At 55.8% G+C, this 21,416-nt stretch carries 27 protein-coding genes; 24 read left to right on the forward strand and 3 right to left on the reverse strand.

Annotated features, from left to right (window positions below; all coding sequences use genetic code 11):
• Window positions 1-78: 78 nt before the first annotated feature.
• From C557_RS22745 to avd, 23 genes are all read left to right on the forward strand, one after another.
• A complete protein-coding gene (locus tag C557_RS22745; RefSeq protein WP_018749846.1) occupies window positions 79-1,131 on the forward strand; it encodes a hypothetical protein in 1,053 nt (350 codons plus the stop codon).
• Between the two features lie 24 nt (window positions 1,132-1,155).
• A complete protein-coding gene (locus C557_RS0100485; RefSeq protein WP_018749847.1) occupies window positions 1,156-1,557 on the forward strand; it encodes a DUF2190 family protein in 402 nt (133 codons plus the stop codon).
• A gap of 15 nt (window positions 1,558-1,572) precedes the next feature.
• Entirely contained in the window at window positions 1,573-2,604 is a 1,032-nt protein-coding gene (locus C557_RS0100490) for a phage major capsid protein (RefSeq protein ID WP_018749848.1), read from the forward strand.
• 70 nt (window positions 2,605-2,674) lie between these two features.
• On the forward strand, window positions 2,675-3,040 hold the full coding sequence (locus C557_RS0100495) for a hypothetical protein (protein ID WP_018749849.1): 366 nt from the start codon (window positions 2,675-2,677) through the stop codon (window positions 3,038-3,040).
• A complete protein-coding gene (locus C557_RS0100500) occupies window positions 3,040-3,426 on the forward strand; it encodes a hypothetical protein (protein WP_018749850.1) in 387 nt (128 codons plus the stop codon). The genes C557_RS0100495 and C557_RS0100500 overlap by 1 nt, the downstream gene beginning before the upstream one ends.
• A 1-nt stretch (window position 3,427) precedes the next feature.
• Entirely contained in the window at window positions 3,428-3,871 is a 444-nt protein-coding gene (locus tag C557_RS0100505) for a hypothetical protein (protein ID WP_018749851.1), read from the forward strand.
• The gene (locus C557_RS0100510) at window positions 3,868-4,695 is read left to right on the forward strand and encodes a 3'-phosphoadenosine 5'-phosphosulfate sulfotransferase (protein ID WP_240472893.1); all 828 of its coding nucleotides are present in this window, start codon (window positions 3,868-3,870) and stop codon (window positions 4,693-4,695) included. The genes C557_RS0100505 and C557_RS0100510 overlap by 4 nt, the downstream gene beginning before the upstream one ends.
• Before the next feature lies 1 nt (window position 4,696).
• Window positions 4,697-4,900: a YqzN/YkzM domain-containing protein gene (locus C557_RS0100515; RefSeq protein WP_018749853.1), complete on the forward strand. Its 204-nt coding sequence runs from the start codon at window positions 4,697-4,699 to the stop codon at window positions 4,898-4,900.
• Between the two features lie 3 nt (window positions 4,901-4,903).
• Window positions 4,904-6,325 carry a phage tail sheath subtilisin-like domain-containing protein gene (locus C557_RS0100520; RefSeq protein WP_018749854.1) on the forward strand — a complete coding sequence of 474 codons (1,422 nt, stop codon included), beginning with the start codon at window positions 4,904-4,906 and terminating at the stop codon, window positions 6,323-6,325.
• Window positions 6,326-6,341: 16 nt separating this feature from the next.
• Entirely contained in the window at window positions 6,342-6,788 is a 447-nt protein-coding gene (locus C557_RS0100525) for a hypothetical protein (protein WP_018749855.1), read from the forward strand.
• Between the two features lie 66 nt (window positions 6,789-6,854).
• Window positions 6,855-7,352 (forward strand): phage tail assembly chaperone, encoded by a 498-nt coding sequence (locus C557_RS0100530; protein ID WP_018749856.1) that lies wholly within the window; start codon window positions 6,855-6,857, stop codon window positions 7,350-7,352.
• A 1,163-nt stretch (window positions 7,353-8,515) separates the two neighbouring features.
• Window positions 8,516-10,747: a hypothetical protein gene (locus C557_RS0100535; RefSeq protein ID WP_240472894.1), complete on the forward strand. Its 2,232-nt coding sequence runs from the start codon at window positions 8,516-8,518 to the stop codon at window positions 10,745-10,747.
• A gap of 11 nt (window positions 10,748-10,758) precedes the next feature.
• Window positions 10,759-11,403 carry a LysM peptidoglycan-binding domain-containing protein gene (locus C557_RS0100540; RefSeq protein WP_018749858.1) on the forward strand — a complete coding sequence of 215 codons (645 nt, stop codon included), beginning with the start codon at window positions 10,759-10,761 and terminating at the stop codon, window positions 11,401-11,403.
• A 10-nt stretch (window positions 11,404-11,413) separates the two neighbouring features.
• Window positions 11,414-12,406 (forward strand): XkdQ/YqbQ family protein, encoded by a 993-nt coding sequence (locus tag C557_RS0100545; RefSeq protein ID WP_018749859.1) that lies wholly within the window; start codon window positions 11,414-11,416, stop codon window positions 12,404-12,406.
• Entirely contained in the window at window positions 12,403-12,828 is a 426-nt protein-coding gene (locus tag C557_RS0100550; RefSeq protein WP_018749860.1) for a hypothetical protein, read from the forward strand. The genes C557_RS0100545 and C557_RS0100550 overlap by 4 nt, the downstream gene beginning before the upstream one ends.
• A complete protein-coding gene (locus tag C557_RS0100555; RefSeq protein ID WP_018749861.1) occupies window positions 12,821-13,264 on the forward strand; it encodes a DUF2634 domain-containing protein in 444 nt (147 codons plus the stop codon). The genes C557_RS0100550 and C557_RS0100555 overlap by 8 nt, the downstream gene beginning before the upstream one ends.
• Window positions 13,257-14,372 carry a baseplate J/gp47 family protein gene (locus tag C557_RS0100560; protein ID WP_018749862.1) on the forward strand — a complete coding sequence of 372 codons (1,116 nt, stop codon included), beginning with the start codon at window positions 13,257-13,259 and terminating at the stop codon, window positions 14,370-14,372. The genes C557_RS0100555 and C557_RS0100560 overlap by 8 nt, the downstream gene beginning before the upstream one ends.
• Before the next feature lie 14 nt (window positions 14,373-14,386).
• Window positions 14,387-15,259, forward strand: coding sequence for a putative phage tail protein (locus tag C557_RS0100565; protein ID WP_240472895.1), 873 nt, complete (start codon window positions 14,387-14,389; stop codon window positions 15,257-15,259).
• Window positions 15,260-15,553, forward strand: a complete 294-nt coding sequence (locus C557_RS0100570; RefSeq protein WP_018749864.1) for a hypothetical protein — start codon at window positions 15,260-15,262, stop codon at window positions 15,551-15,553.
• Between the two features lie 3 nt (window positions 15,554-15,556).
• A complete protein-coding gene (locus C557_RS0100575; RefSeq protein WP_018749865.1) occupies window positions 15,557-16,054 on the forward strand; it encodes a hypothetical protein in 498 nt (165 codons plus the stop codon).
• Window positions 16,055-16,067: 13 nt separating this feature from the next.
• On the forward strand, window positions 16,068-16,472 hold the full coding sequence (locus C557_RS0100580; RefSeq protein ID WP_018749866.1) for a hypothetical protein: 405 nt from the start codon (window positions 16,068-16,070) through the stop codon (window positions 16,470-16,472).
• Window positions 16,472-17,440, forward strand: coding sequence for an SUMF1/EgtB/PvdO family nonheme iron enzyme (locus C557_RS0100585; RefSeq protein WP_018749867.1), 969 nt, complete (start codon window positions 16,472-16,474; stop codon window positions 17,438-17,440). Before C557_RS0100580 ends, C557_RS0100585 begins: the two co-directional genes overlap by 1 nt.
• Window positions 17,441-17,513: 73 nt before the next feature.
• Window positions 17,514-17,849 carry a diversity-generating retroelement protein Avd gene (gene avd / locus C557_RS0100590; protein WP_018749868.1) on the forward strand — a complete coding sequence of 112 codons (336 nt, stop codon included), beginning with the start codon at window positions 17,514-17,516 and terminating at the stop codon, window positions 17,847-17,849.
• A 23-nt stretch (window positions 17,850-17,872) separates the two neighbouring features.
• Here avd and C557_RS24770 read toward each other — a convergent pair whose 3' ends face one another.
• Window positions 17,873-18,031 (reverse strand): hypothetical protein, encoded by a 159-nt coding sequence (locus tag C557_RS24770; protein ID WP_154656096.1) that lies wholly within the window; start codon window positions 18,029-18,031, stop codon window positions 17,873-17,875.
• 109 nt (window positions 18,032-18,140) lie between these two features.
• Here C557_RS24770 and C557_RS0100600 point away from each other — a divergent pair, with 109 nt between their 5' ends.
• A complete protein-coding gene (locus C557_RS0100600; RefSeq protein ID WP_018749870.1) occupies window positions 18,141-19,247 on the forward strand; it encodes an RNA-directed DNA polymerase in 1,107 nt (368 codons plus the stop codon).
• On the opposite strand, the gene C557_RS24315 is transcribed toward C557_RS0100600, so the two are convergent.
• Both C557_RS24315 and C557_RS25230 read right to left on the reverse strand, forming a co-directional pair.
• Window positions 19,143-20,063: a glycosyltransferase family 2 protein gene (locus tag C557_RS24315; protein WP_083930058.1), complete on the reverse strand. Its 921-nt coding sequence runs from the start codon at window positions 20,061-20,063 to the stop codon at window positions 19,143-19,145. The two genes, C557_RS0100600 and C557_RS24315, sit on opposite strands and share 105 nt — an antisense overlap.
• Before the next feature lie 469 nt (window positions 20,064-20,532).
• Window positions 20,533-21,327 carry an alpha-helical endospore appendage domain-containing protein gene (locus C557_RS25230; RefSeq protein ID WP_018749873.1) on the reverse strand — a complete coding sequence of 265 codons (795 nt, stop codon included), beginning with the start codon at window positions 21,325-21,327 and terminating at the stop codon, window positions 20,533-20,535.
• Between the last annotated feature and the right edge of the window lie 89 nt (window positions 21,328-21,416).

A 21,416-nucleotide genomic window follows, 5' to 3' on the forward strand; every position in this document is an offset into this window, starting at 1 on the left:
CACCCCCGTTATAACGCGTTATAACGGGGTCTGCGGGGCATCTGAACAGGTTGACCCTGATAAGGAGGTGATAAAACAATGGCAAAGGCGAAAAACAAACTCATTTTGCTTCCCGCGTCGATCACCGGCGAAATGAAGCCGCAGGACATCCCCCTCGCTCCTGGCGTCAACCTTGAAGCGATTAAGTCCGGCGACGAAGACCCGCTCGAAGTCGTGGTCGAAGTCCCGGCGGGCAAATCGACAAGAGGCTGGAATTACAAGCCCGAGAGCTTGAAGGCAATTGTCGATCACGTCAATCGGGATACGTTGTCCGGTTTCCTCGGGCATCAAAAGGCCGACGAAGTCGCGAACAAGTTTGACCCGCCCGTCACGCATTGGGTGGGGGCACGGATGGAAGGAACGCGGGCTTATTTTCGTGGCGTGGTCGATGCGGCGGCGCAGGATTTGAAGCGATGGATTCGCGCTGGAAGGATTAAGCAAGTCAGCATCTTCGGGATGCCCAAGCTCCAAACGGTCGCCGGGGAAACCGAGGTGATCGACTATAAACCGCTGTCCATAGACTGGACGCCGCTCGACCGCTCCGGTATGCCGACGCGGATTGTGGCCCTGGGCGAGATGGACGAAATCGACGAAGGAGGAAACGAAACGATGGATTGGAAAGAATTGATTGCGCAGCTCAAGGCCGCGCTGGCCGAAGGCAAAGCGACCTTGCAAGAAGTGATCGCCGCGCTGGATGCCGATACAGCTTCCAAGCTGGAGCTGCTGGAGAAGGTGAAGCAAGCGCTCGGCGTAACCGATGACGGTCAATTGCTGGCAAGCGCGGAGCAAGCCGGAAAGGCGTTCAAGGAGAGCCAGCAGGCTGCACTCGGCCAAGAAGTGAAAGACGCGGTGCGCGAGAAGGTTGCGGGAGAAATGGCGCAAAACCTGATCGCGAAGATGATCACGCCGAAGGAAGGTCAAACGAAGGAAGCGATTGTCGGCGAGATTGACAGCTTGCTGGCTGACGAATCGATCAAGGCAATGATCAACCGCGTGTCAGTGGACACTCCGGCCTTCATCGGCGGAACCGCCGTTGACAACCGCGCACAGTCCGGGAACGCCGCCGTCCAGACGGATAGCGTCCCGATCTAACACGAACCCAAGGAGGGAAACGCAATGGATACGAGATACCAAGGAAGTCCGGTGCCGGTTACGGTGCATGAGCTGTCGCGGTCGAAAGTCAGCGACGGCAAATCCGTCACCGTCACGGTGCCGGAAAACACGACCGTCACGGCTGGCGAATGGGCATTGCTGGACGGATTTTTCGGCCTGGCGATGCAATCGGCAACGACGGCGGCAGGCGAGACGAAAGACATCGTCCTGACCGTTGAGCAAGCGGAATACGAGACAGATCAGATCAGCACCAGCCAGGCGTTCGCGAAGGGGACTCCCCTTTACTGGAACGCCACGACTAAAAAATTCACCGAAACCGAGACGGATAACCGGCTTGTCGGCCGCGTGACCAACGGTAAAGACGCGAACAACGTCATTTGGTTCCTGCTCGGTCCGCAGGCATAAGGAGGGTAAACATCTATGTTCAAGGTTATATCGTTTGAAGGCGAGAAAGCCAAGCGCCGTCAGGGCACCATTGAAAGCCGCGTGCCGTTTGTGCTGGACGGCCAACGCTTCGAGGCGATCAAGAAGATCGTCAACGGCGAAATGTCGATTCCGCGCTGGTCCAAGCCAGTGGGCGAAATGCTCTCGCTGGGCAGCGCCGAAAGTTTCAAAGAGCTGCTGGGCAAGGTAACGCTCGATGTGGAGCTGGGCCGCGAGAAGGTGCCGCTGCTGTATAAGGAAATCTATGAGCTGGTTTCCGATCCGAACTTGCCGGAGCTGCTGGACGCGAAATGGGCGTTATCCGGTACGGTGATCTTTGCCGAGCATATGGAAGGCCAGGAAGTGAAGTTCGGTTCCGTCCGCGCCGAGCAAGGCCCAACCGCTCGGGTCGTGACGTACAGCGCGGGCTTCGAGTACACGAAGCAGATGATTGATTTCAACCGGACATTTGAAATTGACATTCTCAACCGGGGCATGGGCGAAGGCTACAACTCGTTGCTGAACCATATCCACCTTTCCCCCATCGTTTCGTTCTCGTACAAACCGGCGAACAAAACGGCGTTCCAGGGTAAGGACGGTGAAGAGCGTTGGGTGTCCATCTGGCGGACGCTGGATGCCGCCCGCAGCGCGGCAGGTACAGCTAAGCGTCAGGGCAGCGTCTTGCTTGCCAACAGCGCAGATCAGACCGCCATTGAAACGGCGCTGAAAGGCTTCACGCATAATGGAACAACTTACGCGGCGATCAGCGGCGTTACGACGGTCATCTACTATGATGGCTACTCGGTCACAGTCGGGAAAAAGGAACATAGCTATCCGGGCGTCGCGCCTGGCAAGGCGTACCTGATCCGCCCGAAACGCGGCTTCAAGGAGCTGCTGAAACGCGACTTGCAGATCGAGACAACGCAGGGCGATTTGACGCGCTTGGTGCAAGCGCAAATGGTTGGTTACGCTTATCGCGGCGTGTATGCTGCGATTGAGGAAAACGTCCAGGAAATCGCGCTGCAATAACCGGAATTATCAAAATAATTGGCAAAGGAGCCGGGCGAACTCGGCTCTCTTTGTCGTGGGAGGGTTGCACATGACGCCGACGGCAGACATACGCGAAGAGCTGCGCGAGCTGCTCGACGAGGAAATCCCCGAGGGCGGCACCGATCAGGACACCGCCTTCACCGACGCCCGGCTGGACCGGCTGATCCAGTCGGCGTCAAACCTGTATGCCGCCGCCGCCGAAGGTTGGCGGCGAAAAGCGGCAAAAATTCAAAAACGGCTCGGCGACATCGCGTCCTATCAGACGGGTGCGGAACAATACGAACGGGTCGATCTATCCAAGGCGCTGGCCGCAGCGCTCAAGATGGCCGAAACATTTGACGGCATGGCGGAAGCGCCCGCACCTAATGCGACAGGCAGTTTCATGTTCAACGTCAAACGGCCAGGGGTGTTGTGATGATCGACGCAGCCGTTCGGAAGGCGCACATCGGATGGAATATCCGACAAAACCCAACGGAGGTCACGATTCGCGTCACACAGCGCGTCAAGGCGGGCGGCGGCTTTGAAGAAGTCAAGTCGCAGATCGGCCCGTTGACCGTTCGCGTGTTCGTTGGATCGCGTCCGCTCAAGGCCGATACCGTTTCGGAACGGGCTGGCCGAAAGGAAGTCAGCGACACGTATTCGCTGCTCGCCGACTATACGGCCAATCTGCCGAGTGGCCCGGACGTAACGCAGGAATTCGACGCCTATCCGCATGGGCATTTTCGGATTACCTCCGTCCATCCGCAGATCGTCCAAAACGAAATATGCGGATACGTGGCCGAGCTGGAAAGGGTGAGGTGATATGCCTCCTTTAGATAAAGTCCGGGCGAAGATCGAACGCCGGAAGGTGGCGACGCTGCTTGTTGCCAAGCAGGTCGGCAAAATCATGGAGGGTGACGCGAAACAAAAGGCATCCTGGGAGGATCGAACCGGACATACTCGGCAAGGCATCCAGGGCGGAGCTGACGTTCGCCGAAATGGCGAGGACAGAATGGCCGTTGTGTATTTAGCGCACACGATGCGCTCCGGCCTTTATCTCGAAATGGGTACCGGTCTGTACGGCCCCAAGAAACGTAAGATCGTTCCGACAAATAAAAAGGCACTCCGCTTCCCGGTCGGCGGCGGCAAATATGTGATTGCTGGGTCTGTCAAAGGGATGAAGCCGAGGCCGATCATCAAGCCGACGGTACAACGCCATGTCGGCACGCTGCGCAAGGCGGTGCGTGATGTCTGGAGGGATTCATGATGCGCGGACTGATCCGTCAGCAGCTCATTGACCATATCCCCGACATCGCCGGGCGAGTGTATGAGACGGACGCGGCGGCAGCGGACGAAGAAAAGCCTTACTTGGTCATGACCAAAGGTTCCGAGTCCGACGAAAACGATTGGGCCGGGATCAGCACCATGATCGAGGTTTGGCCGTATGTGGCGCACACACAATTCAAGCATGTGGACGCCCTAGTCGCGGCTGCGATTGACGCGCTGGATCACCGACTTCTTCAGGACGATGTAACCGGCGAAGCGATCTTGTGTCGGTTTACCGGATCGACCAGCGCCGACATGCTGGACGAAAAGTTTGACGCGATCACACGCGGTATCCAATTTGAGGTATTTTCCCTTGGTTGGCTGCTGCATGATCCGGTCGAGCCAGATCCCGCATCGGCGTTGTCAGCCTGGACGGCAAATCGGTTCCCGGCCATGCAGACGGACCCGCGAAGCTGGAATCCGTCCGACGATGCGCCCGCTCTCTATTGGCGGATCGCGACGATCCGCAGCGTTCAGACCATGCCCTGGGGCGCATGGATCGACGCAACGATGCGCGGTCATATGCTCGTCCCCCGCGTCCCGGCCCGCAATACTTGGCTGGAGCGAACAGTGAGGCAGCTTGCGCTTGACGGCCAGATCACTATGCTGGACCAGTCGCGCATGATGATTCAGCGGGTGAATGCGGACAGCTCGATGGACGCATTCCGCACGGGACAAATCGCCCTCGATGTGCGGTTCGGAGTGCTTCGGACAAGCCCATCCGCACCACTGCTGAATCAGATCAACATTAACGGAGGTGCTTAATATGGCAGAAGCCAAAGAAGTCAAAACGACGAAAAAAGCGAAGCCTGAAGCCACCTACAGCAAGCAGGAAATTATGGCCGCAGCCGCCGGATTTGACGTCTCCCCTGACGTGATGGCCGGAGCGCTGCGCCGGGTGGATAAGTCCGCCCTGACCCGCGCTGAAGTGGAACGGGCAATTCAAGATTTCAAGAAAAGGCAGGTGTAAGAAATGCCAGGCGAAACTTTTATCTTAGGTGAACAGAAAGTCAGACCGGACGTCTACGTCCGCTGGCACAATGCGGGCGGCGCTCGTGTGGTGACGGGTACGGTTGGGGTCGCCGCCGCCGCCGTCAAAGCCAATTGGGGTCCGCTCGGCGAAGTGATCACGGTGGAAACGCCCGGCGATATATCCGGAAAGCTGGGCAGCGGAGACGGCCCGGATTGCGTCCGGGAAATCTTCTCCGGCGGAGCAAGTACCGTCCTGGCCGTTCGCGTCGGCAGCGGCGGCAGCCCGGCGCAACTGGAACTGGAGGATACCGCAGCCACACCGGTCAAAGTCGTGCGACTACTCACGAAGTACCCGACGACAAGGGCAATCACGGCGACGATCCGGGATTCGCTGGAGGACCCGGCCATGCGCGAGCTGCTGCTTCACGAAAACACCCGGCAACTGGAGCGGCTGACGTTTGAAAAAGGAGCAGACGAGCCGAATCGGCTTGTCGCTGCGATCAACGCAAACAGCCGATACCTTACAGCCACGAAGTTGGCTGACGGTAGCGGCGAGATTGACACGCTGTTGGATGAAGCGCTGGCCGGTGGCGCAGCTCCAACCGTCACCGGCGAAGACTATGCCGATGCCTTTGTGCTGCTGGAACGCAAGTTCTTCGATGTGGTTGTCGTTGATTCCGAGGATGTGGGCGTTCATGCTTCCCTCCAGTCCTTCGTGAAGCGGATGCTCTCCGAAGGCGGCGGGCGGATCATCGGTGTTGTCGGCGAACCGACCAGCATCCCGTTCGCGACGCGTAAGACGAATGCCCGGTCCTATAACGACTTTGCCATCGTCTACGTTGGCAACGGATTTGAAACGACGACTGGCCCGCTCGAAGGCGCGAAGGCTGCGGCCCGCGTGGCCGGGGTCATTGCTTCCAGCGCCTACAATGCGAGCCTGACCCACGTTCCGATCACCGGTTCGATTGGCATCGTTGGCGAGTTGACGAACACGCAGTACAAAGAAGCGATTCAAAGCGGCATGCTGACCTTCTCGCTCAACCCCGACGGCCTCGCACAAATCGACTATGGCATTAACACCAAAGTCACGCTGCTGGCCGACGAGGATGAAGGTTGGAAGAAAATCCGCCGGACGCGCACCCGGTTTGAATTGATCGACCGGGTTGTGCTGACGCTCCACCCGTACCTCGGCAAATGGAACAACAATGAAGATGGCCGCGCCTTCGTCATAACAATCGCCAACGGGATCATTCAAACCATGATTCGCGAGGGCGGCCTGGAAAGCGGGCAACTGATCGTGGACCCGGCCAACCCGCCGCAAGGCGATTCGGCTTGGTTCCAGTTTACGGACCTGGTGGACCTCGACAGCATCGAAAAGCTGTATATGGACTTCGGGTTCCAATTCTCGCCGCAAACGGCATAAGGAGGCTTAAACAGCAATGGCACAAGATGCAAGGTATATTTTCAGGGATTGCGTTCCCGATGGCTCCATTGACGTCGCAAACATCCAGGTCGGCGAGATTGTTCAACGCGCTTGGTCCTTCCGGGTTAACAGCCCGCCTGACATCCAGCAAATGCTTGACTACGGCGTGCTGGACTTCCGCAACATTTCGCGCGGTTATTCCGGCGAGCTGTACGACGGGGACGGCACGTTCCTCGCCGAAGTCAATACGTGGCAAGCGCAGATCAGCGTGACCAACTCGGACTATCAGCCTGCCGGGCAGAAACATACCTGGGGGATCATGCAAAGCTACAGCATGACGCTGACGTTCACGGAAACCGTCATTCGTGACGGCATCCTGCTCAAGAAGCTGGTGGACAGCTTGCGCTCCCAAGCGCCGGACGCGGTATTCAACTTCACCGGCATTCTTCGCGCAAGTCGATAATTCATTGCGCCCTGGGCCAGCCTGGGGCGCTTCCATCAAACCAAACCATTTAGGAGGGCTTATGCCATGAGTGAAGTTAAAGGAAAAGAACCGATTGCAAAGGAAGAACTGCTCGACAACGAAACTGACATCCTGCGCGGACTGCTGGAAGCGGCAACGGATACCCAGCAAGAACGCAAGGTCATTGAAATCGCTCGCAAAGGCAAAGTGTTCTTCCGCTTCTCGATCCGCCCGCTGTCGGAAGAGGAATACAACGCTTGCCGCGACAAGGCGACGAAATACAAGAAGAACCGGCGCCTGGGCGGCATCAAGATGCCCGAGGACACAGACGCCGCTCGTTACCGTTCCTTCCTGATCTACGAAGCCACCGTTCCCGAAGATCAGAAAAAGGTCTGGAACAACAAAGCGGCCTGGGATCAGCTCAATGTGCTTAGTGGTGTGCAGCTTATCGATAAAGTCTTGCTGCCGGGCGAAAAGGAAGCGGTCATCGAACAGATCGACAGGCTTTCCGGTTACGACCTGGACGATGAAGGCGAAGAGGCCGAAGACGTCATAAAAAACTAATACAAGCGGGAGGGCAAGCGACCCTCCTGCATCATATATTCCAGCGCCAGGGGAAACTCCCGAGTGAAATACTAAAGCTGCCCGAAGGTGAGCGGCTTTTTTGTCTTGTCTCCACGAAGGTGGCGCTGGAAGCCGAGGCCGAAGAACGCCGCGCACTCTTAGCAAAGCAAGGCAAAAAGGGGTGATCGCTGGTGGCAGAAGAAGTATATCGCATTGAAATACCGGTCACGGTCGAAGATCAAAGCGAACCAGCCTTATCGAATGTGGAAAAGAAAGTCAGTCGGTTTGATCAAACAGCAGACCGCACTCAAAAAAGGTTGGACAAGATGAACCGCACTCGCTGGCAACTCGCGGTTCATGTGCTGGATCGGGCATCCATTGTCATTCAACGCATTGGGGCAACAGCCCGCCGTATCGCTAGTGGAAGCTACCGCTTAACGGTTCGCGTCCTCGACTTAGCGACATCCCCGTTCAGAGCTATCATGCGCGGAATGAATTCAGCGCTCGGCATACTAGGAATTGGGGCCGGAACGGCGGGAACAATTGTGCTGCCGATTAAAATGGTTATCCAGCAGCAATCAATCGAAACAGCCTTTGAAGTCTTACTCGGAAGCGCGGATGCGGCGAAGCAGCGCGTTGCCGAATTGATCGATTTTGCCGGACAAACACCATTTGCGCGGGATGAAATTTTTGAGGCAAGCCGCATCTTAGAGGTTTTCACCAAAGGAGTGTTATCCCAAGGCGAAGGGTTGCGGATGGTCGGAGACATCGCATCTGCTACCCAAAACGATCTTGCTAACACCGCTTTATGGATGGGCCGTTTATACGACAGCATGAAGGCCGGAAGGAAGGTCGGCGAAGAAACGTCCCGCCTGCAAGAAATGGGCGCGATTGACGGTGACGCCAGAAACCGGCTTGAAGCGTTGGCCGAAGCCCCGATGGAAATCAACAAGAAATGGGCGCTTGCGGTCAAAGAGTTCCAACGCTATGACGGCATGATGCTGAAGATGTCCGACAATCTCGCCAACCTACTGCTGGGGGTCAAATCATTTTTCAATAATACCTTTGTCAAGCGCTGGGGCCAAGGCTTGGCGGATGGGATCACGCCGCTTCTGCAAGCCTTCCGACAATGGCGCAGGGAAAACCCGAAACTGATTGCCGCAATGGGTGATCAGGCAGAGCGAATGGCAGCTCGCTTCTCCCGCTTCTTCGTGGACCGCATTCAAAACATTTCGCGAAGGCTGCGGGAGCTATTCAATGACAAGCAATTTCAGAACGCTGACCTATTCGGCAAGGTAAAAATCGCCTGGAACAAGATCATCAGCGAACCCTTTGCGAGTTGGTGGGCCGGTGGCGGAAAGGGACAAATAGACGCCATCGCCTCGAACATCGGCGGCGCTCTCGGCGCTGGTCTGAATAGTGTGCTGCTTGGCCTATTCGGTATGGGCAGCGAAACGGAAGCCAAGGTAAGCGAATCACCATTCATTGAAGCAGGAGCTTCAGCAGGCCGTTCCTTTCTGACGGCATTCCTGGAAGCTTTCGACGCCAAGCAAATTGCGGAAAAAGCAAAAGAGGCGTTCCTGAATTTGCAACCGACTTGGCTAGGTGGCGAAACAAGCAGCGGCGTGGGCCAGATGTTAGCCCTGGCGATGGATGCTTGGCTGATCGGTAAAGCGGTGAAAATTCTGAAAGGGCCACTCAAGGCGGGGCAAACAGTCAGAAGATGGTTAAGGGGTGGTTCTACCGCCGAAGCAGCCACAACAGCAGCCACGACCGCCGCAACGACCCGAACGACCGCGACAGCAGCCGAGACGGCCACGCGAACGCCTTGGTATAAACGCTGGTTTTCCAAGAGTGCTACAACAGCAGCCGAGGCGACGTCTAGCGCTCCGTGGCATCAACGCTGGTTCGGAGGCTCCAAGACTCCTGCTACACCGCCCCAGGCGGCAGCGGGACCGGCGGCAAGAATCCCACAGAACTATCGCCCGGCGGGAACAAAATTTTGGGATAACATCCCGCTGGATCGTACCTACAGCCGCGACGAGATCGTCCGCATGTCCAACGCCGGACAGCTCGGACGCTTCAATGAGCTGGAGAAGGCTTTCGCTTCCGCACCGGCTCCGAAAACAAGCTGGTGGCAAAAGTTGCTTCCAAAAGGCGGTGGCGGTCGAGGTCTTGGCTTCCTGTCGCGAACTGTCGGCAAGGTGGCGATCCCGCTGTCTGTCGGTTTGGATGTGGCGAACATCGCGTCCGCTGAAGCTGGGACCGAACGGAACATAGCTATCGGCGGAACGGTTGGGGGCTGGGGCGGCTTCGCTGCCGGAGCTGCTGGCGGTGCCGCTATCGGTTCTGTCGTTCCGGGGCTGGGAACTGCTGTCGGTGGATTAATCGGCGGCATTCTTGGCGGCCTGGGCGGCGGTGCGATAGGCGACTGGATCGGGAGCAAGGGCGAAGATATATCTCGCTGGTTCAAATCGACCTTGTGGCCGTCGCTGAAAGACGGCGCGAATGCGACGTGGACGTGGATTTCCGATACCGGCCCGCAAGCTATCGCCAAGGGCGTGGGCTTCGCTGTCGGGTATATCGGCGATACCCTGTTCAACGGCGAATGGTGGGGCGAAAAGTGGGCTGCTGTCGAAGCCTGGTCGAATGCCTCCTGGGAACGGTCGAAAGAAACATGGAACAACGCCGTCGCGGCCATTGAATCCACCATCTTCAACGGTGAGTGGTGGGCCGAGAAGTGGCAAGGCGTCCAGGATTGGGCGGCGGACACCTGGGAAGGCGCGAAAGACATCTGGAACAACACACGTGAAGCCATTGGCAGTACGCTGTTTAATGGCGAGTGGTGGCAAGGTAAATGGTCGGCGGTCGAAGGCTGGGCCTCTAACGCCTGGGAGAATATCAAAGGCAAGTGGGGCAACTTCTGGGGCAAAGTGAGCAGCGCCTTCAGTGAGGGCAAGGAAGCCGGTCAGCAGGCGGCAGCCGGTGCGAAGGCTTACGCTCGCGGCGGCTTTGTGACGACGCCGCATATCGGGCTGGTCGGCGAAGCTGGCCCCGAAGCGATCATCCCGCTATCGGCTGGCAAGCGCGACCGAGGGCTGGACCTTTGGGAACGCGCTGGTCGTATGCTGGGCGTTCGTCCCTACGCCTTCGGCGGTATTGTCGGCGCTATATCCGCGCCGGAAGCGCCAATGTTTGCGCCAATCGCCCCGATGGCTCCGGCTGGCGGAGGGTTGACCATCAACGTGGGCGGCATTCAGTTCTCTATCAACGTGGAGGGCGGCGACGGCCAAAGTGTGATCGATGCGATCCGGGAGCATGGCGACGAGATTGCTGACGAGATCGCGGGAAAAATCGCCGACCGGCTCGACGAATCAACGAATAACAGTGTGTAGGTGGTGGACGCATGGATTTTTATTTGACAGACACCGCAACCGGGAAACGGCTGCATTTTCCCATGAACCCGGAAAGCATAACCGCCGTCACCTCCGCCCGCATTCAAACATTCGAGGCTATCGAGCTGGGCGAATACGCGTTGCCGCGTGGGTCGATGCTGGTGCGCATGACTTTCGATGGTCTGCTGCCTGGCGAGACGCGCAAGCACACCTCGCTGGTGAAGTCCTGGCGTGATCCGCGTCAAATTGCTGGCGATCTATCGGCATGGCGCAACGCCGGGACGAAGCTGCGGCTGCTGGTGACAGAAACGCCGTTCAATCATGATGTGTTCATTCAGGCATTTGAACACACCTGGGCAGGCGGCCACGGGGATATGCGCTATTCGCTTGAGCTGGTGCAGGCAAGGGACATCTTGATTCACCCTGAAGGGCAAGTCAAGTCCAAGGCCGAAGTGAAGGTTCTCTCGGCTTCTCGTTCCCTGCCCGCCCAGGCCAAGACCCATACCGTCGTTCGTGGTGACACGCTGTGGGGAATCGCTAAGAAACATCTCCACAACGGGGCGCGGTACATGGAAATTTACAATCTGAACAAGGCGCTGATCGGGCCTGATCCGAACAAGATCAAGCCCGGCCAAGTGTTGCGCCTGCCTGGTTAGGTGGTGCCGCATGATCGATATTACGAAAGTCAAGTACGACGTGGCCGTTCTCCTGCCTCAAGGAGAGCGGCTATCTTTAACAAACGTCGCCAGGGGCTTGAGCTGGTCGGAGCAATCCGGCGAGCTGGCGGCGAGTATTCAGTTTCAAATTCTGAACCAACGCCTGGGCGACGGCTGGCTGCACCAAAAGCTTCCACTCGGAGCCAGGACGCTGCTTCGAGCCGATTGGGGCGACGGTTGGCAAGAGATACATCAAGGGATCATCTTCGATTGGGAATACGAAAACGATTCGGTCGGCATTCTCGACGTCAAGGCATACGACATCCTGATCTATCTCCTGCGCAGCAAGGATGACCGGTATTACCCGTCCGGGACGAAGGCCCGCGTCATTATCGAGGACATTGCAAAGGCGTGGAGCATCCCCATCGGCCAGAACGATTTGCCGGATATGTCGCTGTCCAAACAAATTTTTCGAGGGGATACCCTCGGGGCGATGCTGGATAAGGTGCTGGATCAAGTTCACAAGCGCGGCGGCGGCAAGTACGTCATTCGCGCGAGCGGCGGCAAGATCAACATTTTGCGCCAGGGACAGAACAAGACGGTGTATCGGTTCGTGGGGGATGTGGTACGCAGGATGACTGACCAGCAGGACATCGAAGATTTAGTAACGCGTGTCAAAATAATTGGCAAAGAAGACAAGGCCGGACGCGCTCCGGTCGTCGCCACACTCGACGGCAGGACGGAATTCGGTATCCTGCAAGACGTAATTTATCGCGAACAATACGACACTGTAGCGGCAGCCAAAGCAGCCGCCCAAGAAGTGCTGAAAGAGCGCGGCGCTCCGCGTAAACGGCGGACGCTGACCGCTCCCGACCTTCCATTCCTGCGCCGAGGGGATAAAATCTTCGCCTCGGTCGGGACTATCGAAGGTTATTTTGCTGTTGTGGGCGTCCAGCACGATGCGGACAACCGCAGCATGACGATGGAGGTGGAAGCAATATGAATGGAAAAGGAGTGAACCGGCTAGGGCAATCCATTGATAGACGGACCGATAAACGGACCGCCTCCCCGCCGTCGATGGATTTAGGTACGATCACGGACGACGGCCTAAAGCTGGATCAGTTTGGGCCGGTCATCCCGCGCAGCGGATACCTGGTTGCGGAATGGATGGTGGACGCGCATATCCCGCCCGAATCGCGCATTTATCGAACGGCATCCCCTGTCGGATCGGCGGGTGAAGACGTTCCGAGTACAACCTATTCGCCGGTGGCGCGGCTGGACTTCGCTGGCGGCGAAGATGGCGGTCACATTCCATCTGTGGAGCTGCGCTTCGCCCCCTCGCTTCGTACCGGCGACCGCGTCCTGGTGCTATGGGTGCGCGACGATCCGGTCGTGGTCAGCAAGGTGGTGCAAGCGGATGCCTAGTCTATTCCCGACATTCGATGCTCCGATGCTGGCGGAAGACAGCGCAGAAAGCCAAGTTCAATACCCGCAAAGCTGGCTCTATGATTTCGAGAATGGCCGGGTGGTGATTGACGGATCGGGCCGCGCTGTGATGGCCGACGGGCTGACCGCCTGGGCGCAATGGTGCATCAAAGCCGCCTCCACGCTGCGCTTCGCCAATCTCGCCTATGGGCCGGACTTCGGATGCGAACACGAAACGGCGAGACGGCAGCCGACACGCAAGGCAGCCGAATCGGAACTGGAACGAGCGATCACAGAAGCGCTGATCGTTGATCCGCGCACGGAAATGGTTCGAGACTTCACCTTCACCTGGTCGGGCGACGAGTTGCTGGTGTCATTTACGGCCATCCCTGTGATCGGCGATCCGAAACGATTGGAGGTGCGAATGAATGGCTGATTTACCTCCTTTCCTTGAAGACCAGCTCGAAGAAGTGATCCGGCAGCGGATGCTTGACCGGATGCCTGCCGACTTGGACAAAACGGAAGGATCGATTCCTTGGGATGCGATTTCTCCGGTTTCTATCGAATTGGTGCTTGCGTCGGAGTGGGCCAAGGAAGTGCTGCGCCGGGCGTTCGTACAGACGACGTTCGGTGACTATCTGACTTACAAGGCTGACGAGAACGGCGTGAGAAGGCGGCCAGCAGAATACGCCCGCACGGCTGGGGATGACGTTTTGTTCGTCGGTGATCCTGGTTCGCCTGTGCCCGCCGGTTATCTGGTGACGACCGAAAGCACCGAAGCTACGCCTGCCAAAATCTACGTGACATTGGCGGCTGTGACGACCGGTCAGAACGGCGAAGCGCGGGTCGCTGTCCGGGCGGTTGAGGCTGGCCGGATCGGGAACGCCCCTATCGGCGCGATCCGCCACCTGACCGAATCGTTACCCGGCATCAAGTCAGTGACAAACCTCGCGCCGGTCGAAGGCGGCGTCGATGAAGAAGACGACGAGACGCTACGCGAACGGGTCTTGGAAGAGAACCGCCGCGAAGAAGGCGACGGGAATATCTCGGACTATGTGGCATGGGCTAAGCAAATCCCAGGCGTCGGGAATGTCCTGGTCGAACCGCTTTGGCAAGGCGAAGGAACGGTCCGCGTCATCATCTTGGATTTGGACGGGCGGCCAGCTCCGCAGCCAACCATCGACGCGGTTCAGGAACACCTTGACCCCGGTAGTCGCGGCATCGGCGAAGGGCTTGCGCCTACCGGATCAAGGGTGACAGTCCACACGGCCACGACAACCTATATCAGCGCTACGATCCCCGGCCTGGTGCCGGAGCCTGGCTATACAGTGGAGCAAGCCCGCCTCAATGCGGAAACGGCGCTTAACGCCTACCTGTTCCACGTCAATCCGGGCGGCGTGATCAAAATACAAGAGGCAGCGGCCAGCGTGATCAACGCCCCTGGCGTCGATAACATGGGCGACATCTTGCTGGAAGGCTCCAGGCAGGACATTTACCTGGAAGTCAATGAACTGGCCCAGCTCGGGAGCGTGGACTATCCATGACGGCCAAGGACCGCATGCTTTCTTATTTGCAGCCAGGACAATATGACCGGGATCGGGTCATGCAGGCTGTGTACGAAACGCAAGGCGCGGAGATCGATGCGCTGAACTTTACGCTGGACGAGATTCTGGAGCAATACTTCATCGAGCGGGCAACCTGGGGTCTTCGCTTATACGAAGAACAGTACGGGCTGCCGGTGAATGAAGACCTTGACCCGGAGCTGCGCCGCAGGCTGATCATGGCGAGGAAGCGGCGCGGCAGGAACAGTCTGCTTCGCATTCTCCAGGCGGTCGAGCCTTCGCTCTCCTTGGCTTGGGGGCGGTTGGTTATCCCGTTCACGTTGGTTTCAGAGGCTGACGATTACGACTTCGGCCCGCTGATCACCTTGCTGGAGCGACACAAACCGGCGCATCTTGGATACTCCTTCCGCGTTGCTCCTGCGCAGCCGGATTCAGGTTATACGGTTTACGCCAATCACTTCCGGCGTAATCGGATCAAGATGGAGCTGCTGGCCGGTACAGCTCGGGCCGGACGCTGGCCGTCGTGGTCAACTTCGGGCCTCGTCCACCAGGAGGGCGTCGCGATCCGCAGCCAGTTGATCCGAGGAAACGGGCTATACGTCCCTGCGGGAACATTGTATAGCGGACCGGTTCAGGGTCGTGAGAACATCTGCGTTTCGCGGGAGACGCTGGCCGCCATTGTCTCCCATCCGATCAACGGCATTGCGGAGTATTCCCAAGCTGGTGATTTCAAAGCCGGGGAGCGCCCGAGCGTTACAAGTAACGGCCAGCGCCGGAATTTTGACATTTATTCTGATCACAGCGTCGCAACGGGCTACAGCTCCCCCTTCCCTTGCGGCGTCTATCATTGCGGGGAGGAGGTGGCCTAGATGCTGAACCCGATCATTCTGCAAGAATTCGCCGACCATCTGGACAAGCGGATCGTCTCGGCGGACGTGCAGATCGACGGGGTGACATACCCCGCTCGAATTCGCCGGTCGTTCCTGGAAGGCGCGACGGTGCGCAAGCATATCTACCTGACAAAAGGCCCTTACGGCACTGTCACCCGCGCCCGGCTTTTGGGGGCCTTGGGCGAAATGATTGCCCAGCGCACCGATCCCCAGCAGCATAGTGCTGACAAGGGGTTGTTACTGGAATTCAAGTTTGTAATTCAGGAGGTGTAACGCATGTCTTTGCGTGACGAAGCATATGAACCGCTCGAATGGGAAGACAGGGTCATCGACCAGCAAACGGGCGATGTCCTCGTTCCCGGAACGCCGGTGAACGAAGTCAATCTCAATCGAATGGAAAGCGGCATTCTGACCTCTCACCTGGACGTCGGGCTGGCTGCCTTGGCGGCTTTGCAGCTCGCTGCCGCGACGCAACAAGAAATGGAGAAGCTTAAAAATCAACGCGTTCTCCAAGGCGAAGCCACGATTACAGCAAACCAGTCGAACGGCTATTTCCGAGAGTTTGAACCCTTCATCGAAATCAGTCCGAAGGGGCTGCCGCAGATCAACACGCCGAACTATGATGTGATCCTTACCCCGACTGTCTCCGATGACTTGGGACGGGTCGGCGACCTGGTCGTTTACGACAAGACCCAAAATGGTTTCAAGGTCAAAATGACCGGATCGGCTATGGTTGTTGTATTCATCTGGACTTTGATCAATCCAAGAGTATAGGAGGAATGAACGAATGATCATTTCCGAAGTTTCCCAAGGGCAGAAAGCCCCTTACAGTGTGTTGGGAACGGCGCTGACGGTTGGGACGGTTACGATTGACCTTCAGGAACGTCAGCAATCGATTCAAAATGTGATTAATATCTGTCTGGACAACCAGCTTCAGACGATGGGTGTCGGCTTGGGAGCCTGGTATGTGGCGACCGTCATTATTCCGCCCCGCCAGCGTCAGTTGATTCCGACGGGCGAGCTGGACGAGGAAGAAAAAGAAGTCATGACCGAAATCGAGCTGCCGCTGGATATGAACCGGGTCGAATTGCGTTTGTGGGGCTTACCTGAAGAGTATGACCCGGCGAATGCTGACGACAGCGCCGAGCAGACCGAAAGCGAAAACGAAAATGATGACGAGGTGAGCGAATAATGCCTTTTATCTTGAGTGTTAAAGACGCCTACCGCCAGGCGGTCGAGGCTGCTTCCAACGGCAAAAATACCGTCATGTACGATGACAAAGGAAACCCCTCGATCATGGTCATGGTGCCGAGATTCAATATTTCGGATGTGATCCAAGGAGGCGCAAGCACACCGCACCCGGCATTCATCGTGAATGGCGTGGTCAAGTCGGAAATCTGGATCAGCAAGTACCAGAATATCCTTCATGACAACCGAGCCTATTCCATCCCAGGGCAGGACCCGAGGGCATCCATTCAATACGATACTGCGAAATCGGCTTGCGAAGCGAAAGGACCCGGCTGGCACTTGATGACGAATGCAGAATGGGCCGCCATCGCGCTGTGGTGCAAGGCTAACGGCTTCCAGCCGCGCGGCAACAATAACTACGGCGCAGACACTTCCGCCCCGTATGAACGCGGCAAGGAAACACACAAGTCCGATGCAACAAGGACGGGGCGCGTCGCTACAGGATCGGGGCCAGCTTCCTGGGCGCATGACAACACACCGGCAGGCATTTACGACCTGAACGGCAACGTGTGGGAATGGGTGCAAGGATTGAAGATTATTGACGGCATTGCCTACGTGATGACGGACAATAACTTCACCGACGCGGAATCGGCATGGGTGAATACGGGCGTGAATATCACGACCGGCATGAGCAGCGGGAACCGCATTCTGACGATGCGTGAAGGCGCGATCCCGAACACGCCGAGCATGGACTGGTCAACGCTTGCGGTTCCGGCCACTTCCAGCAGCTCCGGTTCTGCGGACTATGGAACGGATGCGTATTGGTTTAATGCCGAAGGCGAGCGGCTACCGATTCGCGGCGGCTCTTGGATCTATGGCGCTAATGCCGGGGTGTTCGCGCTCTACCTGTCCTACCCCCGCTCCGACTCCGGTACGAGCCTTGGCTTCCGCTCCGCTTTTGTTTCGTTGTAATCTGGAATCTGCAATCTGATTATCTGCCAGGGCCTGCGATAGCAGGCCCCTTATGCATAGAAGGGTGTGTAAAATGGAAGAACTGAAAATCCTTCAGAAGTGTTATGACATGGTCCAATACGGATACATTTGCCTGCGGCAATATCCGAAGTCGGAAAAGCATACATTGGCCGCTGAAACGAAGCAATGCATGCTGGGTCTGATCCGTCTCATGATCACCGCCAACCGAAGATATTACAAGAAGACGACCATTCAGGACTTGGATGTCGAGCTGGACACGCTGCGATACTACACGCGGTTGGCGAAGGACCTGGGTTTCCTTCCACTGAAGAAATATGAAAACTGGGCAAAAATGCTTAGCGAGATTGGCCGCATGATTGGCGGCTGGCAGCGAAGCATCAAGCAATGACTTTCTGGGGGACGGGTCGTTAACTACCGATTCGCGGCGGCAATTGGAACAATGGCGCTAATGCCGGGGTGTTCGCGCTCAACCTGAACAACCCCCGCTCCAACTCCAGTACGAACATTGGCTTCCGCTCCGCTCTTCCCGAAAGTCAGAAGTTGCTCCCCAAGTGGGATCATCCAGTACACGGGGGAAAAGGGACCCGTCTCCCTGCCGAAAGGCAAAATACATGAAACATCGAGAAGTCAAGCGGTATGCCTGACACGCTCGATACTCCCTGATAAGGAGGAAATCGAATTGAAGACGTACACCGATTTGTTCAAGGAAATTGTTTCATTTGAAAATCTGGAAGCCGCTTATCGAAGTGCGGCGAAGCTGAAGCGTTATAGAACTGACGTGTTGAAATTCACTCGGAACCTGGAAGAAAATTTGATCAACATCCAGAACGAGCTTATTCACAAGACCTATGAGGTTGGGCGGTATCGCGAATTCTATGTTTACGAACCAAAGAAGCGGCTGATCATGGCCCTTCCGTTCAAGGATCGCGTCGTCCAATGGGCCATATATCGCGTCATCGAGCCGCTGCTGGATCGACAGTTCATATTCGATTCATACGCCTGTCGCCAAGGCAAGGGCGTTCAGAAGGCAGCAGACAGGATGCAATACTGGATACGTCACTTATGGCGGCAGCACGGGAACGCGTATTACCTTAAACTGGACATATCGAAATACTTCTATAGAGTGGATCACGATGTGCTGCTGTCCATCCTGGGCAGAAAGCTTCCCGATCCTGACTTGATGTGGCTGCTTGAGAAAATCGTGCGCTCCGAACATACGGATTTCGGCATTCCGCTCGGTGATCATGGATTCGATCATGGAAGGATCGAGGGCATTGGAATGCCTATCGGAAACCTCTCCAGCCAATTGTTTGCTAATCTATATTTGAACGAGCTGGATCAATTCGCGAAGCACCAGCTTCGCCTAAAGTGTTATATTAGGTACATGGACGACATCGTCGCGCTACACCCAAGCAAAAAGGTGCTTCATCAGGCGCGGCACGAAATCGAAAGATTCCTCGAAGATAAGCTCCGGCTGACGCTCAACAACAAGACGGCCATCCGGCCAGTACATACAGGCGTGGAGTTTTGCGGGTTTCGCATTTGGGGGACGCATCGGAAGATTAGGAAGGGAACGGTGCGGAAAATCAAAGGCGGGTTGAGGTTTCTGCAAAGGGCATATGCGAGGGGCGACAAGTCGCTGGATGAAGTGAATTCGGCGATCCAATCATACATCGGATACCTAAAGCACGCCGACACATTCAACCTCCGAAAACGGATTTTTCAGCGTGCCGTATTTACCAAGGGGAACCCCGAAAAGCCTTCGCATTTTTGCCAAAAATCTTGAGAAGTTTTGCCAAAAATTTTGCGCGGCTACAGTAAAGCTTTTAGTTTCAATCAGTATGGCATACTTCAAGGCATAAAAAAGGGAAGGGGGCAACTGCCGGACATGGAGAAATTGGGCAATGGCCTGATTCACATGCTCAAAGGCCTGCTCATATTTACCAATTCGGTAATATTCACTGGCAAGGTGGTAATCCACCCATAGGCTGCTGCTGTCTTTGGCTTTTTCCTCAAGCAGCATGCTCAAATTGCGCTCGTGCTTTTGTTTTCCGGTGACCGCTTGATCCATGTATCCGTAATGGTGGATACTCACAGGCAATGTTGTCAATCCGGAACCGGAAGCAATCACCCTCCTCTCATCCTCAGGCAAGTACAACTGTTCATGTATAGGATTAGTAAAATGGAACCCGAGATGATTACGGAATACCCGATGATGAGCCACCGTATACATCTGATAAGGATTGGGCTTCTCATCTCCGTAATAATTCTTGAGTTGCAACAACAGTATATTCTCATTTCTGGAATGTAGTTCCAATCTCAGGACATTTGCATCCCCTGCTTCCATCTCTTCATCCGCATCCATCCAGAGAATCCAGTCTCCCTTTGCTTTTTCCAGTCCAAAGTTGCGGGCATTGGCAAAGCTTCCGTTCCAAGGATAACTAAATATCTTGGCTCCAAAAGCTTCCGCAATGGAAATTGAATTATCAGTCGACCCAGTATCTACAATGATAATTTCGTCAACTGCGTCTCGGACGCTGCTCAGACAACGTCCCAAGTTGTCAGCTTCATCCTTGACGATCATGCACAACGACAGCAACATGCCATCCCCTCCTTTTCCACCAGAAAATCATTTCTTGACACCCAGACGTGTGTTAATAAGCGGCTGTGCCCCTCGAATGGCTGACTTGGGCCGGTCCATTCTGGCTTTCTGGACCGTTCGCCTGGACTTAGACATTTCTCGTCTTGTTCTCTGCTTCACAGAATTTTGACTACTCTTTTGACTACTCTTTTGACTGCTCTCTTCGATCTGCGCTTGGTTCGTGTGCACGGTTGGTGGTGGTCCCAAAGACTGAACCGACGATATTGCTTGCCTGTTTGTTTGAGGTTTCCTATCTTTCTCCGTAGTCTGAAAGGCGGCCGCAATTCGTTTGTTTAAACGTAATAATTGCTTAAAGCTCTCTTCCACAGCACTCTCCGACATGCGATATCCACCCACTTCAATCTGCCCCAGCAATTGTTTTACTGCACTCTGATAATTTTGGAGTGAATGAGCAAACGCGGGTTCCGAATCATTCCTCTTCATCTTCTGCCTCATGTTCATCAAGCTCGTAGTAATGTTCGCCGCCATCGTCTGGTCTAAAGCCAGTGATGGGCCCTGTCCCAGATTTCCCCCATCTCTCGCGGCCTCGCCCCCAATTTGGAGCCTCTCCCCAGTCTTCTCCCCAATCTTCCCCCCAGTCTTCCGCATCTGCAGGATTACTGGAACCACCCGAATCACTAGGATCACTAGGATCACTAGGATCACTAGGATCACTAGGATCACTAGGATCACTAGAATCACTAAGATGATTTAGATGATTTAGATGATTTGAATGATTTGGATTACCTAGAATACTTCGATTAGAAAGTGGATCACTTAATAAAGCCGGATCTATAGGGAGTGTCTGCGATGCAGAGCTTGCCTGACCAGAAGATGTCCTGACTTGGATGGGGTCTACAAAAAGAGTTGAACCTGTTGCTGTAGCTGCCACTCTTGTCTGAGGGTCGGTACTGCCTGAATTAGTAGCATTCCTACAACCACTGTACTCCAACGTATGATCAATTTTCCGGAGCAAAAGCCATTCCTTCATAATAATCATATCCATAAGCTGTATGGTTTGATCGGCATGCTTGCATAACAGGTTGCTACGCTCCACTGCCGGTAACGCAGCCAATGCTCCCATCAAACTGCGAAGCTTCTCAGCTTCGGTGTTCATCAGATGGGCAAGCGCATTTTCTTCCATAGCCACTGATTTCAGCAGGTCATTGACGACCTGCTCTTGATTCGGCCGATGCGGCTCTTCCGGTATTGTTGGCATACTCATTGATAAGACCTCCCAAGAGAACGTAAAAATTCAGTTCACACACACATACTCTAAGAATATGAAGCCCATTAGCCCAATATGAATAACAG

Source organism: Paenibacillus sanguinis 2301083 = DSM 16941 (assembly GCF_000374825.1).
Lineage (GTDB): Bacteria > Bacillota > Bacilli > Paenibacillales > Paenibacillaceae > Fontibacillus > Fontibacillus sanguinis.

Bases quoted from the DNA above. Each gene is read 5' to 3' on its own strand.
- C557_RS22745 (WP_018749846.1), top strand. From the start codon at position 79: ATGGCAAAGGCGAAAAACAAACTCATTTTGCTTCCCGCGTCGATCACC.
- C557_RS0100485 (WP_018749847.1), top strand. From the start codon at position 1,156: ATGGATACGAGATACCAAGGAAGTCCGGTGCCGGTTACGGTGCATGAG.
- C557_RS0100490 (WP_018749848.1), top strand. From the start codon at position 1,573: ATGTTCAAGGTTATATCGTTTGAAGGCGAGAAAGCCAAGCGCCGTCAG.
- C557_RS0100495 (WP_018749849.1), top strand. From the start codon at position 2,675: ATGACGCCGACGGCAGACATACGCGAAGAGCTGCGCGAGCTGCTCGAC.
- C557_RS0100500 (WP_018749850.1), top strand. From the start codon at position 3,040: ATGATCGACGCAGCCGTTCGGAAGGCGCACATCGGATGGAATATCCGA.
- C557_RS0100505 (WP_018749851.1), top strand. From the start codon at position 3,428: ATGCCTCCTTTAGATAAAGTCCGGGCGAAGATCGAACGCCGGAAGGTG.
- C557_RS0100510 (WP_240472893.1), top strand. From the start codon at position 3,868: ATGATGCGCGGACTGATCCGTCAGCAGCTCATTGACCATATCCCCGAC.
- C557_RS0100515 (WP_018749853.1), top strand. From the start codon at position 4,697: ATGGCAGAAGCCAAAGAAGTCAAAACGACGAAAAAAGCGAAGCCTGAA.
- C557_RS0100520 (WP_018749854.1), top strand. From the start codon at position 4,904: ATGCCAGGCGAAACTTTTATCTTAGGTGAACAGAAAGTCAGACCGGAC.
- C557_RS0100525 (WP_018749855.1), top strand. From the start codon at position 6,342: ATGGCACAAGATGCAAGGTATATTTTCAGGGATTGCGTTCCCGATGGC.
- C557_RS0100530 (WP_018749856.1), top strand. From the start codon at position 6,855: ATGAGTGAAGTTAAAGGAAAAGAACCGATTGCAAAGGAAGAACTGCTC.
- C557_RS0100535 (WP_240472894.1), top strand. From the start codon at position 8,516: ATGGGTGATCAGGCAGAGCGAATGGCAGCTCGCTTCTCCCGCTTCTTC.
- C557_RS0100540 (WP_018749858.1), top strand. From the start codon at position 10,759: ATGGATTTTTATTTGACAGACACCGCAACCGGGAAACGGCTGCATTTT.
- C557_RS0100545 (WP_018749859.1), top strand. From the start codon at position 11,414: ATGATCGATATTACGAAAGTCAAGTACGACGTGGCCGTTCTCCTGCCT.
- C557_RS0100550 (WP_018749860.1), top strand. From the start codon at position 12,403: ATGAATGGAAAAGGAGTGAACCGGCTAGGGCAATCCATTGATAGACGG.
- C557_RS0100555 (WP_018749861.1), top strand. From the start codon at position 12,821: ATGCCTAGTCTATTCCCGACATTCGATGCTCCGATGCTGGCGGAAGAC.
- C557_RS0100560 (WP_018749862.1), top strand. From the start codon at position 13,257: ATGGCTGATTTACCTCCTTTCCTTGAAGACCAGCTCGAAGAAGTGATC.
- C557_RS0100565 (WP_240472895.1), top strand. From the start codon at position 14,387: ATGCTTTCTTATTTGCAGCCAGGACAATATGACCGGGATCGGGTCATG.
- C557_RS0100570 (WP_018749864.1), top strand. From the start codon at position 15,260: ATGCTGAACCCGATCATTCTGCAAGAATTCGCCGACCATCTGGACAAG.
- C557_RS0100575 (WP_018749865.1), top strand. From the start codon at position 15,557: ATGTCTTTGCGTGACGAAGCATATGAACCGCTCGAATGGGAAGACAGG.
- C557_RS0100580 (WP_018749866.1), top strand. From the start codon at position 16,068: ATGATCATTTCCGAAGTTTCCCAAGGGCAGAAAGCCCCTTACAGTGTG.
- C557_RS0100585 (WP_018749867.1), top strand. From the start codon at position 16,472: ATGCCTTTTATCTTGAGTGTTAAAGACGCCTACCGCCAGGCGGTCGAG.
- avd (WP_018749868.1), top strand. From the start codon at position 17,514: ATGGAAGAACTGAAAATCCTTCAGAAGTGTTATGACATGGTCCAATAC.
- C557_RS24315 (WP_083930058.1), bottom strand. From the start codon at position 20,063: ATGTTGCTGTCGTTGTGCATGATCGTCAAGGATGAAGCTGACAACTTG.
- C557_RS25230 (WP_018749873.1), bottom strand. From the start codon at position 21,327: ATGAGTATGCCAACAATACCGGAAGAGCCGCATCGGCCGAATCAAGAG.